General features: G+C 63.5%; 14 protein-coding genes. 3 read left to right on the top strand and 11 right to left on the bottom strand.

The genetic code is table 11. The features are described from left to right. Window positions 1-73: 73 nt before the first annotated feature. From EOB36_RS21065 to EOB36_RS21020, 10 genes are all read right to left on the bottom strand, one after another. Window positions 74-388, bottom strand: coding sequence for a hypothetical protein (locus tag EOB36_RS21065; RefSeq protein ID WP_095483000.1), 315 nt, complete (start codon window positions 386-388; stop codon window positions 74-76). Window positions 389-398: 10 nt separating this feature from the next. Further along, window positions 399-761: a nuclear transport factor 2 family protein gene (locus EOB36_RS21060; protein WP_095483047.1), complete on the bottom strand. Its 363-nt coding sequence runs from the start codon at window positions 759-761 to the stop codon at window positions 399-401. An 83-nt stretch (window positions 762-844) separates the two neighbouring features. Beyond that, window positions 845-1,318, bottom strand: coding sequence for a carboxymuconolactone decarboxylase family protein (locus EOB36_RS21055; protein ID WP_095482999.1), 474 nt, complete (start codon window positions 1,316-1,318; stop codon window positions 845-847). Between the two features lie 108 nt (window positions 1,319-1,426). After that, window positions 1,427-2,980, bottom strand: a complete 1,554-nt coding sequence (locus tag EOB36_RS21050; protein WP_095482998.1) for an alpha/beta fold hydrolase — start codon at window positions 2,978-2,980, stop codon at window positions 1,427-1,429. A 127-nt stretch (window positions 2,981-3,107) separates the two neighbouring features. Beyond that, complete coding sequence (locus tag EOB36_RS21045; protein ID WP_095482997.1) at window positions 3,108-3,413, bottom strand: formate dehydrogenase subunit delta; 306 nt, start codon at window positions 3,411-3,413, stop codon at window positions 3,108-3,110. Then, window positions 3,403-4,233, bottom strand: a complete 831-nt coding sequence (fdhD, locus tag EOB36_RS21040; protein ID WP_095482996.1) for a formate dehydrogenase accessory sulfurtransferase FdhD — start codon at window positions 4,231-4,233, stop codon at window positions 3,403-3,405. The genes EOB36_RS21045 and fdhD overlap by 11 nt, the downstream gene beginning before the upstream one ends. 3 nt (window positions 4,234-4,236) lie before the next feature. After that, window positions 4,237-7,113 (bottom strand): formate dehydrogenase subunit alpha, encoded by a 2,877-nt coding sequence (gene fdhF, locus EOB36_RS21035; RefSeq protein WP_095483046.1) that lies wholly within the window; start codon window positions 7,111-7,113, stop codon window positions 4,237-4,239. Window positions 7,114-7,123: 10 nt separating this feature from the next. Continuing rightward, on the bottom strand, window positions 7,124-8,683 hold the full coding sequence (locus EOB36_RS21030) for an NADH-quinone oxidoreductase subunit NuoF (RefSeq protein WP_128285619.1): 1,560 nt from the start codon (window positions 8,681-8,683) through the stop codon (window positions 7,124-7,126). Beyond that, window positions 8,680-9,159 (bottom strand): formate dehydrogenase subunit gamma, encoded by a 480-nt coding sequence (locus tag EOB36_RS21025; RefSeq protein ID WP_095482994.1) that lies wholly within the window; start codon window positions 9,157-9,159, stop codon window positions 8,680-8,682. Before EOB36_RS21025 ends, EOB36_RS21030 begins: the two co-directional genes overlap by 4 nt. 187 nt (window positions 9,160-9,346) lie before the next feature. Then, window positions 9,347-10,246 carry a LysR family transcriptional regulator gene (locus EOB36_RS21020; protein ID WP_095482993.1) on the bottom strand — a complete coding sequence of 300 codons (900 nt, stop codon included), beginning with the start codon at window positions 10,244-10,246 and terminating at the stop codon, window positions 9,347-9,349. Between the two features lie 166 nt (window positions 10,247-10,412). Between EOB36_RS21020 and EOB36_RS21015 the strand changes: the two genes are divergently transcribed. Both EOB36_RS21015 and EOB36_RS21010 read left to right on the top strand, forming a co-directional pair. Continuing rightward, window positions 10,413-11,054 carry a DUF47 domain-containing protein gene (locus tag EOB36_RS21015; protein WP_095482992.1) on the top strand — a complete coding sequence of 214 codons (642 nt, stop codon included), beginning with the start codon at window positions 10,413-10,415 and terminating at the stop codon, window positions 11,052-11,054. Between the two features lie 3 nt (window positions 11,055-11,057). Beyond that, complete coding sequence (locus tag EOB36_RS21010; protein ID WP_128285618.1) at window positions 11,058-12,062, top strand: inorganic phosphate transporter; 1,005 nt, start codon at window positions 11,058-11,060, stop codon at window positions 12,060-12,062. A gap of 42 nt (window positions 12,063-12,104) precedes the next feature. On the opposite strand, the gene EOB36_RS21005 is transcribed toward EOB36_RS21010, so the two are convergent. Then, on the bottom strand, window positions 12,105-12,482 hold the full coding sequence (locus EOB36_RS21005) for a VOC family protein (RefSeq protein WP_095482990.1): 378 nt from the start codon (window positions 12,480-12,482) through the stop codon (window positions 12,105-12,107). A 238-nt stretch (window positions 12,483-12,720) separates the two neighbouring features. Here EOB36_RS21005 and EOB36_RS21000 point away from each other — a divergent pair, with 238 nt between their 5' ends. Then, window positions 12,721-13,926 carry an Mrp/NBP35 family ATP-binding protein gene (locus EOB36_RS21000; protein ID WP_095482989.1) on the top strand — a complete coding sequence of 402 codons (1,206 nt, stop codon included), beginning with the start codon at window positions 12,721-12,723 and terminating at the stop codon, window positions 13,924-13,926. The last annotated feature ends 53 nt before the right edge of the window (window positions 13,927-13,979 follow it).

Here is a 13,979-nt window from a genome sequence, read left to right as displayed (position 1 = left end):
AAGCTTCTGCCAACTTGGCGCTGCCCCTTATCTGCCTGCCGGCATCTTCTTCCCGTTAACGGGCAGAAGAGCGCTACTCCACAATGCGATAGATGTTCCACAGGCTGGTGCCCGACACCACATAGGGCTCCATCTCCTTCCCCCATTTGGCGTGCGCGTCGATCTTGCCGATCTTGGCGAAGAATTCCTCCAGTTGTGCCAGGCTTTCGACCTGGTGGTGTGACTCGACCGTCGCCTCCCGTGCGCCGATCGAACCGGTCATGATCTGGAACTCAAGCTCGGCGAGACCGACCTGCGAGCCGATCTCGCGTTCCCATTTTTTCAACAAGTCGAGCACTGCCTGCTTGTGCCCGAACTTGGCGTCGATCTGCCATCTGGCGCTGAACATGGCCGCCTCCTCACTCGTCCCATGCCTGCACGACGGTCTGCCGCGCAATCTGGCCGTCCTTCAGCTCCAGCATCGCCGCGCAGAACACTTTTGTGCCGTCCGGGTAGTCGCAGGCCTGGGTGAAGGCGAGGTTGTCGCCGTCGGCGATGGTGGTGTCGACCTTGTGGGTCATCGCCCGGCTGCAGATGTCGTCCCAGAACGTGCTGATCGCCGCGCGCCCGCGGATTTCGCGCGGCTTGCTCGGCGGATTGTTGCGGTCGATTACCCGCACCAGCGCGTCGTCGGCATAGAAGCTCGACAGCAATTTTCCGTCACGGCCTTCGATCGCTTTCTTGATCGCCGCGCCGTCCACGGCCTGTGTCTTGGTCACCATTGTATCCTCCATGTGCCCGTCTTCACGAGCGGGCGTTTGATTGATCGGCGCTGTCCGGCGTTCATCGCCGGGGAGTGATTTTTCTACTGTGACTTCGCCTTGACGGCGGCGAACACCTCATCGGCCTGCTGCTTGAAAGTCGCGAGATCGACCTGGCTGCCGTTGAGCATCGTCGACCAGTGGCGCACGATCGCGGCCATCGCCACCGCTTCCTTGATCTCCTCGTCGGTTGCGCCATTGAGCTTGGCTGCCTGCGTGTGGAAATAGATGCAGTACTGGCAGGGGATCTGCGCAGCGACAGCGAGGCCCATCAACTCCTTGGTCTTGCCATCGAGCGCGGTTTTCGGGTTGAGCTGCACCCCTTTGATCTCAGCCCAGGCGCCGGCGACCGCGACGTCCGGCAGTGTCCTGAACATGTCCGGCACCGAGCCGAGCGTCGCCTGGATATCCTTGTAGGCAGCCGTTGCCGAAGCATCCTCGGCCTTTGCCGGGGCAACAGTCAGGAGCGCACCAATGCCTGCTGCCATCACCAATGATTGGATCTTCCATTTCAACATTTCATCCTCCCTTCGCGGTGCCTTTTCTCGGCGACATCCGCCTGGCCTGCGGAGAGAATTGATACGCTTACGCTTCCGTGGCCGCTTCGCCCGAAAGCGCCATGGCTCTCATGGCCCGTCCGGGCCAGCGTGCCTGGCAGAAAACGCCGCCGCAGCCGCGCGCGACGGCAGATCCAGCTTGAGCAATATGTTGGCGACGTGGCGCTTGACCGTGTGCTCGCTCAGCCTGAGTTCGGCGGCAATCGCGGCATTGCTCTTGCCGTCGGCAATCAGGCTCACCACCTCGCTTTCGCGTGCCGTCAGCGCTGCCGGCTCGGTCATCCGGGCTTTGGGCCGGCAGGCGGGCTCCAGATGCTGTTCGGACGTCGCATGCACCAGGGCGAGCGGCTCATCGAGTTCGTCAAGCGCGATCCGCCCGGCATCGGTGAAATGAAGGCCCGAACCGGTTGCCAGATCGGCGACCAGCCGGGACGCGAGGATATCGCCGCTGCCGGCATGGGCGGCAAGCTGCATCGTCACGCGCCCTGTCAGCCCCGCCGGCGGTCCGCGCAACTCGATCTCGCCGACATGCGCACCTTGCGCTGTGGCCACGCCGATCTTCTGTGCCGCGTCGCGCAGCGCCGCCGCACAGCGTATGGCACGCGCCGGGGCGTCGAAGCGCGACATCATCAGCTCGCCATGCGTTCCAGCAGAGCGGCCACCATGGCGCCCGACCAGCAGCCGCCAAGTTTCCTGAAAACGCTGGCTGCGCTCGCTCCACATGCGGTCGCCGAGGCGCGCGGTATCGTAGATGCGGGTCGCTAGAAGTGCGGCTAGCACGCGCTCCGCCTCGGCGACAGCGCGCTCGCCGGTTAGAAACTCCTCGATCAGGTCGGCCACCCGGTCCACGTCGCCGGTCCAAATCGGGTGGTCGCGGCCAGGGATCACGACCAGGCGGGCATTCGGGATCTTTTTGGCCAGGAAACGACTGGCGTCGGGATCGACCCGCGCATCGTTGCGGCGATGGATCAGCAACGTTGGTGCGCTGATCGCCGCCAGCACGCCGCGCACGTCGATCCCCGCATTCATGCGCGCCAAGGCAGCTGCCGCCGTCGGGCTCGCCGATAGCCGCTCGAAGCGCCCCCACCATGTTGCAAAACGGGAATCGTCAACCCGGCCAGGCGCGAAATGAGGCAAGGTGGCGCCGGTGCCCCATGCGGTCTCCGCCATCTCGATGAAGGCGTCGAGGCGTTCCGGTGGCATCACCCATTTGTGGAAATGTGCATAGCCGCCATAGAGCACCAGCGCCCGGGTCCGCTCCGGATAGGTGGCGGCGAACAGCATCGCCATCGGCGCGCCTTCCGAAGCACCGAGCAATGCCGCACGGCCGCTGCCAGTGGCATCCATCACCGCACGCACATCGTCCATGCGGGTTTCGAGACTAGGCAGGTGATGCGCATCGACGCGATCGGACAGGCCGGTGCCGCGCTTGTCGAACAGGATCAGCCGCGAGAACTCTGAAAGCCGTTTCAGCAGACGGCTGTAACCCTCGTCTTCCCAGTGTAGATCGAGATTGGAAATGAAGCCCGGCACGAAAACGAGATCGAACGATCCCTGGCCGACCACCTGGTAGGCGATCCGCACGTCGCCGCTTCGGGCGTATCGAGTTTCGATCGGCCTCACGAGGTTTGTCCGCCCGGCCCGACGATTTCTGGTCGCGGGATCATAGCAGAGGCGCGCGGATTGCGGCAGATGCAACTTTAGAGAGGTTGAATGTAAGCCGGCGGCAGCTAAAGAGACGTTTGCTGGCCTATTTCTGTGACGCTGCGGCGATCTCGGCCCTCCCGTCCGCGCTAAAACCTGCGCCCTCCGGCGCACTCGGCCGCTTGATCCTCACCGAGGCGGCCACGACAAGCTCGTTGAAGCCTTCGCCACCGCTGTCCAGCATTTCGAACAATTGCCGCCGCATCCTCGGTTCCCAGAACTTGTTGATGTGCTCGGCGACGCCGGCAATGCCTTCCTCGCGCGGCTTGGAGTGAAAAAAGGCTGCGATCTGGTTGGCCATGCGGACCAGCTTCTCGCCGGTGCTCATGATGTGGCCTTCGTCATGCGACATGCTTGGCAACTCCAGAAACCACCCGTTCGGGGTGGGTGAAAATATCGAAATCATCGCCGCGTACGAGAGCCACCAGCGTCATGCCAGCCTCTTCTGCGGTGCGGATGGCAAGTGCCGTCGGTGCCGAGACGGCAATGATGAAGGCAGCACCTATCGCCGCCGTCTTCTGCACCATCTCAACCGAAACGCGCGACGTCACGACGACGGCACCCGAGGTGCCGTCGATGCCGGCTTTGGCCAGTGCGCCGGCCAGCTTGTCGAGCGCATTGTGGCGGCCGACATCCTCGCGCGCCATGACGATGCCCTTGCCGTGGATGTAAAAGCCGGCGGCATGCACCGCACCGGTCTCGGCGTGCAGCGGCTGCACCCTCGACAGAAGCTTGACCGAGCGGATGATATCTTCGGCCGCAAGCGTAAGTTTTGACGAACCGACGGCCTCGACCGAGCGCATCGCTTCCTCGATCGATTCGATGCCGCACAGCCCGCAGCCGACCGGTCCGGCCAGCCTTCTGCGCCGCGCTTCGAAGCGCGTATTGGCCTGGTCCTTCAAGCTGATCTGGATGTCGATGCCGGCGCCGTGATCTTCGATTTCGATCGCCTCGATTTCTTGGCGGTCGGCGATGATGCCTTCGGTCAGTGAGAAGCCGAGCGCGAAATCCTCGAAATCGGCGGGACTTGCCATCATCACCGCATGAGTGGTGCCGGCAAAGGAGAACGCCACCGGCGTCTCTTCCGGCACCATACGGTTGGCGGCCGCAGTGCCGCCGGCGCGGTGCGCCAGCCGCGAGATCTGCGTCGTGGCTTTGCGGCGCGCGCTCAAAGATTACTCCGCTGCTTCCAGCGTCGCGATGCGACGGCTGTTGCGGGCCTGCTCGTCATAGTCGATCTGCCATTCCGACGGTCCGTTGGACGCGCCTACCTGCACCGCCGTCACCTTATATTCCGGACAGTTGGTTGCCCAGTCGGAGAAGTCGGTGGTGATGACGTTGGCCTGCGTGTCGGGGTGGTGGAACGTCGTATAGACCACGCCAGGCGACACCTTGTCGGTGATCAGCGCGCGCAGCGTCGTCTCGCCGGAGCGGCTCGTCAGGCGGACCCAGTCGCCGTCGCGCAGGCCGCGGTTTTCGGCGTCATGCGGGTGGATCTCAAGCCGGTCCTCGCTGTGCCACATGATATTGTCGGTACGCCGGGTCTGCGCGCCGACATTGTACTGCGACAGGATGCGGCCGGTGGTCAGCAGCAGCGGGAAGCGCGGTCCCGTCCTCTCGTCGGTCGCAACATATTCGGTGCGGATGAACTTGCCCTTGCCGCGCACGAAACCGCTGATATGCATGATCGGCGTGCCTTCCGGCGCCTTCTCGTTGCAGGGCCACTGCACCGAGCCCATCTTTTCCAGATAGTCGTAAGAGACGCTGGCGAAGCTCGGCGTCGTCTTGGCGATCTCGTCCATGATTTCCGACGGATGCTGGTAATTCCAGGCAAGCCCCATCGTCTGTGCGAGCTTCTGCGTCACTTCCCAGTCGGCCAGCCCGTTCTTCGGCGCCATCACCTTGCGCACGCGGTTGATGCGGCGCTCGGCATTGGTGAAGGTGCCGTCCTTCTCGAGGAAGGTCGAGCCGGGCAGGAAGACATGCGCGTAGTTGGCGGTCTCGTTGAGGAAGAGGTCGTGCACGACCACGCATTCCATTGCCGCCAGCCCTGCGGCGACATGCTTGGTGTCGGGATCCGACTGCAGGATGTCCTCGCCCTGCACATAGAGGCCCTTGAACGAGCCGTCGACGGCGGCGTCCAGCATGTTGGGGATGCGCAGGCCGGGCTCATCGTCGAGCTTGACGCCCCACAGGCTCTCATAGATGTCGCGCACCGCGTCGCCGGAGACGTGGCGATAGCCGGGCAGCTCATGCGGGAACGAGCCCATGTCGCAGGAGCCCTGGACATTGTTCTGGCCGCGCAGCGGGTTCACGCCGACGCCCGGCCGGCCGACATTGCCGGTCGCCATGGCAAGGTTGGCGATGGCGATGACCGTGGTCGAGCCCTGGCTGTGCTCGGTCACGCCGAGGCCGTAATAGATCGCGCCATTGCCGCCGGTGGCAAACAGCCGAGCGGCGCCGCGGATCTCTTCGGGATCGACACTGGCAAGCTGACCGACCACTTCAGGGCTGTTTTCTGGCAGCGCCACGAACGACGCCCAGTCCTGGAACTCGTCCCAATCGCAGCGCTCGCGGATGAAGGCCTCATCGAACAGGCCTTCGGTGACGATGACGTGGGCAAGCGCGGTGACCACGGCGACATTGGTGCCGGGCTTCAGCGGCAGATGATGCTGCGCCTCGATATGGGCCGAGCGCACGATATCGGTGCGGCGCGGGTCGAGCACGATCAGCTTGGCGCCCTTGCGCAGCCGCTTCTTCATGCGCGACGCAAATACCGGATGTGCGTCGGTCGGATTGGCACCGATGATCATCACCACGTCGGTTTTCTCGATCGAATCGAAATCCTGGGTGCCGGCCGAAGTGCCGAATGTCTGGCCAAGACCATAGCCGGTCGGCGAATGGCAGACGCGGGCGCAGGTGTCGACATTGTTGTTGCGGAAACCCTGGCGGATCAGCTTCTGCACCAGATAGGTTTCCTCGTTCGTGCAGCGCGACGAGGTGATGCCGCCGATCGAGGTGCGGCCATACTGGTACTGGATGCGGCGGAACTCGTTGGCGGTATGGGTGAGCGCTTCTTCCCACGACACTTCGCGCCATGGATCGGTGACCTTTTCGCGGATCATCGGATTGAGGATGCGCTCCTTGTGGGTCGAATAGCCGTAGGCAAAACGTCCCTTGACGCAGCTATGGCCACGGTTCGCCTTGCCGTCCTTGTAGGGCACCATGCGCACCAGCTCGTCGCCGCGCATTTCGGCCTTGAACGAGCAGCCGACGCCGCAATAGGCGCAGGTGGTGACGACCGAATGCTCCGGCTGGCCGATCTTGATCACCGATTTCTCGGAGAGCGTCGCCGTCGGGCAGGCCTGCACGCAGGCACCGCAGGACACGCATTCGCTGTCGATGAACAGCTGATGCATGCCGGGCGAGACGCGGCTTTCGAAGCCGCGGCCCTCGATGGTCAGCGCGAAGGTGCCTTGCACCTCCTCGCAGGCGCGCACGCAGCGCGAGCAGACGATGCATTTCGACGGATCATAGGTGAAGTACGGGTTGGACTCGTCCTTCGCCATCCATTTGAAATTTTCTGCGCCGTCGTTCTTCTTGAAAACGTGGTTGTCGCCCTCATAGCCGTAGCGCACGTCGCGCAGGCCGACGACGCCGGCCTGCGTCTGCAATTCGCAGTCGCCATTGGCAGCACAGGTCAGGCAGTCGAGCGGATGGTCGGAGATGTAGAGCTCCATCACGCCGCGGCGGATGTCCTTCAGCCTTCCGGTCTGGGTATGCACCACCATGCCCGGCGCCACCGGCGTCGTGCAGGAGGATGGCGTGCCGTTGCGGCCGTCGATCTCGACCAGGCAAAGCCGGCAGGAGCCGAAGGCGTCGACCATGTCGGTGGCGCAGAGTTTCGGAATGGCGATGCCCGCCTCCATCGAGGCGCGCATGATCGAGGTGCCTTCCGGCACGGTGACGGTGAAGCCGTCAACCGTCAGCGTCACCTGCTTCTCGGAGGTCGAGGCCGGTGTGCCGTAGTCGATTTCCTGAACGAGACCCATGGCGAGACTCCTATTCTGCTGCTTCGGCGACCGGCGCCGGCTTGAAATCATCGCGGAAGTGGTTGATTGCGCTCATCACCGGGTAGGGCGTGAAGCCACCCAGCGCACAGAGCGAACCGAACTTCATCGTGTTGCAGAGGTCTGTCACCAGCTCGATCTGCTTTTCCGGCTCGATACCCCTGGCGATCTTGTCGATCGTCTCGACGCCGCGCGTCGAGCCGATGCGGCATGGCGTGCACTTGCCGCAGCTTTCGATGGCGCAGAACTCCATGGCGAAGCGCGCCTGCTTCAGCATGTCGGCGGTGTCGTCGAACACGGTGATGCCGGCATGGCCGATCAGCCCGTCCTTGGCGGCGAAAGCCTCGTAGTCGAATGGCGTGTCGAACAGGGCGCGGGGAAAATAAGCTCCCAACGGACCCCCGCCCTGCACCGCCTTGACCGGACGTCCGGTCGCCGTGCCGCCGCCGATGTCATCGACGATCTCGCCAAGCGTCATGCCGAACGCTGCCTCGAACAGGCCGCCATATCTGACATTGCCGGCGATCTGGATCGGAATGGTGCCGCGCGAGCGGCCCATGCCGAAATCCTTGTAGAAGGCAGCACCCTTGTCCATGATGACAGGCACCGATGCCAGCGAGATGACGTTGTTGATTACCGTCGGCTTGCCGAACAGGCCCTGGATGGCCGGCAGTGGCGGCTTGGTGCGAACGACGCCGCGCTTGCCTTCGAGGCTGTTGAGCAGCGAGGTCTCCTCGCCGCAGACATAGGCACCGGCGCCGACGCGGATTTCCAAGTCGAAGGCGTTGGGCGTGCCCAGCACGTTGACGCCGAGCAGGCCCGCCTCGCGGGCGACCTCGACCGCCTTCTGCATCATCGCCACCGCATGCGGATATTCCGAGCGGATATAGACAAAACCCTTGGTCGCGCCGGTCGCGACGCCGGCGATCGCCATTCCCTCGATCAGCACGAAGGGGTCGCCCTCCATGATCATGCGGTCGGCGAAGGTGGCGCTGTCGCCCTCGTCGGCATTGCAGACGATATACTTTTTGTCGGCCGTCGTATCGAGCACCGTTTTCCATTTGATGCCGGTCGGGAAGCCGGCGCCGCCGCGACCGCGCAGGCCCGACTCGGTGACCTGCTTGACGATGTCGGCCGGCGCCATCGCCACGGCGTTCTGCAGGCCCTTCAGCCCGCCATGTGCCTTGTAGTGATCGAGCGACAGCGGATTGATGACGCCGCAACGCGCGAAGGTCAGGCGCGTCTGCCTGGCCAGGAACGGGATCTTGTCGGGCGCGCCCAGCCAGCGCTTGTGGTGACCGCCGGTGAGGAAGCCGCTGTCGAACAGTCCTTTGACGTCGGACGGCTTTACCGGCCCGTAGGCGACGCGGCCCTTGTCTGTTGTTGCCACTTCGACCATCGGCTCGAGGAAATAGGCGCCGCGCGAACCGTTGCGCACGATCTTGGCCTCAATGCCGCGATCGGCCAATTCTCTCTCAATCGCCTTGGCGACCTTTTCCGCACCCAGCGCCAGCGCGCCGGAGTCTCCCGGAATGTAGATGCGCGGGATCACGAGCGCACCTCGGCAACGATCTCGTCGAGCTTTTCGTCATCGAGCCGGCCGATCACCGCGCCGTCCAGCATCGCCGATGGCGCGCAGGCGCAAAGGCCGAGGCAATAGACCGGTTCCAGCGTCACCGAACCGTCGCGCGCCGTCTCGTGGAAACCGATACCCAGCAATTGCTTGAGCTTGGCGGCAATGGCATCCGAGCCCATCGACTGACAGGCTTCCGCCTGACAGAGCTTCAGCACATGCCGCCCGGCCGGGTGGCTGCGGTAGTCATGGTAGAAGGTTACGACGCCGTGCACCTCCGCCTTGGAGATGTTCAGCGCCTCGGCGATCACCGGCAGCGCGTCCTGCGGCACATGGCCGAACTCTTCTTGGATGCCGTGGAGGATCGGCAATAGCGGGCCTTCGAGGCCCTTCAGCTCCTGGATGATCGCCGCCGTGCGCGACGCGATCTCGGTACTTGCAGGCTGCATTGTCATGCAGCGCCCTCCCTGGTCGTTGCGATCCAATGCATGTCGCCCAAAAGTGCGAAACGTTCTTTTTGGGCAACGACATGCGATGTCGCTAAGTGTTTAGGAAATCAGAGGAAACCCGCCAAATCAATAAAGCCGATCCGTTGCTCGATAGAAATCTTCTATCGATCCCACTCATCCAGCAATCTCTAGCTCAACGGCGGGCGCGGAAATCGTCTGCCAGCGCCATCGCCTCGTCCAGCAGCGCCGAGACCAGCGGCGTGTGCGGCTCGCGCGGCGTCGCAACCAGCCCCACGGTGTGGCTGGCATCCGGCTCGACGATCGGTATGGCCCGGATCGGCTCGGAAAAGCCGAATGTTTCCGAGAGGTTGAGCGGCATGATCGACGACCATTTGCCGGTACGGATATGGGAGAACAGCACGATCATCGAATTGGATTCGAGTGTCGGCCGCACCTGCGTGCCGGCTTCGGCCAAATGCTGGTCGATGATGCGGCGGTTCTGCATGTCCGGCGTCAACAGGCAGAGCGGCAGCTGGCTGAGCTCCGCCCATGTCACTTTGTCGCGGTCGGAATAGGGGTTTCCGACGGCGGTGATCAGCTGATAGCGCTCGTCATAGAGCGGCACGCTGGTCACCCGCCCCAGTGGCTCGTTGTCGAGATAGGTGATGCCGGCGTCGATGTCGAAATTGCCGAGCAGCGACAGCACCTCGATCGAGGTGCGCGACAGCACCGAGAAGGTCACGCCGGGATGTTTTGCCCGAAAGGGTGTCGTCAGCCGCGCCACCATGGCCAGCGCCGTCGGGATGGCCGCGATGCGGATGCGTCCCGAAAGGCCGTGACGCGCCGCCCGCATCTCCTCGCGCATGGTGCGGGTATCGCCGACGATGCGGCGCGCCCACACCAGCACCTGTTCTCCCTCCGGCGTCAGCCCCTGAAAGCGCGAGCCGCGCAATACCAGCATCACGCCGAGCTGGCCCTCCAGCTGCTTGATCCCGGCCGAAAGCGTCGGCTGGGTGACGCCGCACACCTCCGCCGCCCGGCCGAAATGCTCTTCCCTGGCCAGCGCGATGAAGAATTCCAGCTTGTCGATCATGCCATCTGTCCGGTGCGTCCAGTGCCAAGGTCGGGGAAATTGCCTTCCGCCGCAAGCTGCATGTGCAATCGGCAGCATCCACACCTTTCAGCCGGCTTACTATTTCCCGCAGCGGCATGCGGCGCTATGTGGATAAGGCGAGGTCGTGGGGCACGGGAGATCGAACATGCTGGGCTGGTTCCGCAAGCTGCTGCCGCGCGAAGATCGCTTCTTCGACCTCTTCGAGCAGCACTCCCGCACCGTGGTCGATGGCGCCGAGGCGCTCGAGCAGCTCCTCCAGGGCAAGGACATCGATCGCTGGTGCCAGAAGATCATCGATCTTGAAGACCAGGCCGATCACATCACCGCGGAAGTCCTGCTTTCCGTGCGGCGCTCGTTCATCACGCCTTTCGATCGCGGTGACATCAAGGACCTGATCCAGTCGATGGATGACGCCATCGACATGATGCACAAGACCGTCAAGACGGTGAAGCTGTTCGACAAGAAGGAATTCGACCCGCTGATGCAGGAAATGGGCGGCGTCATCGTTATTGCAGCCAAGCTGGTCGCCGAGGCCATCCCATTGCTCAGCAAGATCGGCGCCCACAGCGTGCGCCTCAATGCGATCGCCGAAGAGGTCATGCGCGCGGAAGGCCGGGCCGACGATCTGCACGAGCAGGGCCTGAAGGACCTGTTCAAGAGGCATGGCCGCAGCGACCCGATGGCCTACCTGATCGGCAGCGAGATCTATGGCGAGCTGGAAAAAGTGGTCGACCGGTTCGAGGACGTCGCCAATGAGATCAGCGGCATCGTCATCGAGAACGTTTAGCCAATGGAAGCCGCCATCGCCTTTCCCGTGCTGGCCGGGCTCATCGCCGTTGCGCTGTTCTTCGATTTTCTCAACGGCCTGCACGATGCCGCCAACTCTATCGCCACCATCGTCTCCACGCGTGTGCTGAGGCCACACTATGCGGTGCTGTGGGCGGCCTTCTTCAATTTCATCGCCTTCCTGTTCTTCGGCCTTCATGTTGCCGAGACCTTGGGAACGGGCATCATCGACGCCAGCATCGTCACCCCGGGGGTGATCTTCGCCGCTCTCGTCGGTGCCATTGTCTGGAATATCGTCACCTGGCTCGTCGGCATCCCCTCCAGCAGCTCGCACGCGCTGATCGGCGGACTTGTCGGTGCCGGCGTTGCAAAGGCAGGCGGCGGCGCCATCGTCTGGACCGGACTCGGCAAGACCATTGCGGCCATCGTCCTGTCGCCGGCGACCGGATTTCTGCTGGCGCTTGTCCTGATCCTTACCGTCTCCTGGGCGTTCGTGCGCCAGACACCGTTCGCCGTGGACAACACTTTCCGCGTCATGCAGTTCGTTTCCGCCTCGCTCTATTCGCTCGGCCATGGCGGCAACGACGCACAGAAAACCATGGGCATCATCGCCGTGCTGCTCTATTCGCAAGGCATGCTCGGAGAGAATTTCTACGTGCCGCTATGGGTCGTCATCACCTGTCAGGCGGCGCTGGCGCTGGGCACATTGTTCGGCGGCTGGCGCATCGTCCACACCATGGGCTCGAAGATCACCCGGCTGAACCCGATGCAGGGGTTCTGCGCCGAGACCGGCGGTGCGATCACCCTGTTCGCCGCCACTTGGCTCGGCATTCCGGTGTCGACGACGCATACGATCACCGGCGCCATTATCTGCGTCGGCGCCGCCCGCCGCGTCTCGGCTGTGCGCTGGGGCATCGCCGGCAACATCGTCATCGCCTGGATTGTCACTCTGCCGGCCACCGCCGCGATTTCGGCCCTTACCTACCTCGCGGTCAGCCTGGCGGCGTGACGTGAGTGGCACCTGAAATCGTATTGTGCGGCAGCGCGAAATCTACCTGTCCACAAGGTTCAGGATGTTACCGTCCGGATCCTTGAACCAGGCAACCTTCATGCCGTGACCGACGTGGATGTCGCCTTCCAGCGTCAGGCCCGGCATCTCGTAGTGCTCGAAGACCACGCCCTTCGATTTCAGCGCCTTGACGACGGTGTCGATCTCGTCGCCGACCATCCAGGTCACCGCTGTTGCCTTGTTGGTGCCGGCGAACTTCGAGTGGTACACATTGATGCTGGTGTCGCCGCTTTTGTAGACGATCAACTCGCCACCCTCATTGTGTACCTCTGTCAGGCCGAGCGTTCCCTCATAGAAAGACCTGGCCTTCGCCAGATCTTTCACCGCGAGATTGGCCGTTGCGTTGCTGTTTGCGAGCATGATTGTCTCCTTCCTTGCTGGCGAGCACGCCCGAGCCCTGCAGGAAAATAGGGCTGCTTTGCCTTCTGGCGACCGCAGCTCGCGCGATCGGCGTGCCTCTTCCTAAGACGTTTCGATTGACGCAAATCCCTACAAGTGGACGCAAGTTTTTGAAGCCATGCCACTGCGCGTGCCGTTCCGCCGCTTGGTTCTGTTCGGGAACTGCATTATCTGATGCGGAAAAGCAGAGGAAAAGCTGATGCCCGCCGTCCAGGAAAACGTCACCAAGGAAATCGTCATCGAGCGCCTGAAGACGGTCAATGGGCCGGATTTCACCGGCAACATCGTCGACCTCGGCATGGTTTCCGAGATTTTCATTGCCGATGCCAAGGTCTTCTTCTCGATCACCGTTCCTGCCGCCCGGGCCCAGGAGATGGAGCCGTTGCGCGCCGCAGCCGAACGGGTCGTCAAGGCGATCCCCGGTGTCGCCGGCGCCGTGGTCGCGCTGACGGCGGAAAAGAAGGGTGGCGGCATGGAGGCTCCGGTTCCGCAAAGACCCGCTCCCAGGCCCGCCCCAAGGCCCACACCTGCGGCCGCACCCGCTGCCGCGCCACGCCCGGCTCCGCATGCTCCGGCCTCGCACAGCCAGGGCAAACGCGGCGTGCCCGGCATCGAGGCGATCATCGCTGTCGCTTCCGGCAAGGGCGGCGTCGGCAAGTCGACCACCGCCGTCAACATCGCTCTTGGCCTCGCCGCTAACGGCTTGAGGGTTGGTGTGCTTGACGCCGACATCTACGGCCCGTCCATGCCGCGGCTGCTCAACATCCATGGCCGGCCGCAGACCGTCGACGGCAAGGTCCTGAAGCCAATGGAGAATTACGGGCTGAAGGTCATGTCGATGGGCTTCCTCGTCGATGAGGAGACGCCGATGATCTGGCGCGGGCCGATGGTGATGTCGGCGCTGACGCAGATGCTGCGCGAGGTCGAGTGGGGTCCGCTCGACGTGCTCGTCGTCGACATGCCCCCCGGCACTGGCGACGCGCAGCTGACCATGGCCCAGCAGGTGCCGCTCGCCGGCGCCGTCATCGTCTCGACGCCGCAGGATCTGGCCCTGATCGATGCGCGAAAGGGCCTCAACATGTTCAAGAAGGTGGACGTGCCGCTGTTGGGCATCGTCGAGAACATGAGCTACTTCCTCGCCCCCGACACCGGCAAGCGCTACGATATCTTCGGCCACGGAGGCGCGCGCCGCGAGGCCGAGCGCCTCGGCGTCACCTTCCTCGGCGAAGTGCCGCTCGAGATGGGCATCCGCGAAAGCTCGGATGCCGGCACACCGGTGGTGGTCTCGAAGCCCGATGGCGCCGAGGCAAAAATCTACCGCGACATCGCTTCTAAGGTCTGGGACAGGGTCAATGAAGAACGCGGCGCGGCGGAAGCCGCGGTGCCGAGCATCGTGTTCGAGTAACGCGGATATCCCTCTCCCTTGAGGGGAGGGTGCCGCGCGAAGCGCGGTGGGAG

This window comes from Mesorhizobium sp. M6A.T.Cr.TU.017.01.1.1 (assembly GCF_004023115.1).
GTDB lineage: Bacteria > Pseudomonadota > Alphaproteobacteria > Rhizobiales > Rhizobiaceae > Mesorhizobium > Mesorhizobium mediterraneum.
The sequence above is the reverse complement of the archived record's forward strand: the minus strand, read 5'-3'. Positions and strand labels throughout refer to the sequence as shown.

Excerpts from the sequence above, each read along its gene's own strand:
- EOB36_RS21065 (WP_095483000.1), bottom strand. The coding sequence starts at position 388 with ATGTTCAGCGCCAGATGGCAGATCGACGCCAAGTTCGGGCACAAGCAG.
- EOB36_RS21025 (WP_095482994.1), bottom strand. The coding sequence starts at position 9,159 with ATGACAATGCAGCCTGCAAGTACCGAGATCGCGTCGCGCACGGCGGCG.
- EOB36_RS21000 (WP_095482989.1), top strand. The coding sequence starts at position 12,721 with ATGCCCGCCGTCCAGGAAAACGTCACCAAGGAAATCGTCATCGAGCGC.
- EOB36_RS21015 (WP_095482992.1), top strand. The coding sequence starts at position 10,413 with ATGCTGGGCTGGTTCCGCAAGCTGCTGCCGCGCGAAGATCGCTTCTTC.
- EOB36_RS21020 (WP_095482993.1), bottom strand. The coding sequence starts at position 10,246 with ATGATCGACAAGCTGGAATTCTTCATCGCGCTGGCCAGGGAAGAGCAT.
- fdhF (WP_095483046.1), bottom strand. The coding sequence starts at position 7,113 with ATGGGTCTCGTTCAGGAAATCGACTACGGCACACCGGCCTCGACCTCC.
- EOB36_RS21010 (WP_128285618.1), top strand. The coding sequence starts at position 11,058 with ATGGAAGCCGCCATCGCCTTTCCCGTGCTGGCCGGGCTCATCGCCGTT.
- EOB36_RS21045 (WP_095482997.1), bottom strand. The coding sequence starts at position 3,413 with ATGTCGCATGACGAAGGCCACATCATGAGCACCGGCGAGAAGCTGGTC.
- EOB36_RS21005 (WP_095482990.1), bottom strand. The coding sequence starts at position 12,482 with ATGCTCGCAAACAGCAACGCAACGGCCAATCTCGCGGTGAAAGATCTG.
- EOB36_RS21055 (WP_095482999.1), bottom strand. The coding sequence starts at position 1,318 with ATGTTGAAATGGAAGATCCAATCATTGGTGATGGCAGCAGGCATTGGT.
- EOB36_RS21060 (WP_095483047.1), bottom strand. The coding sequence starts at position 761 with ATGGTGACCAAGACACAGGCCGTGGACGGCGCGGCGATCAAGAAAGCG.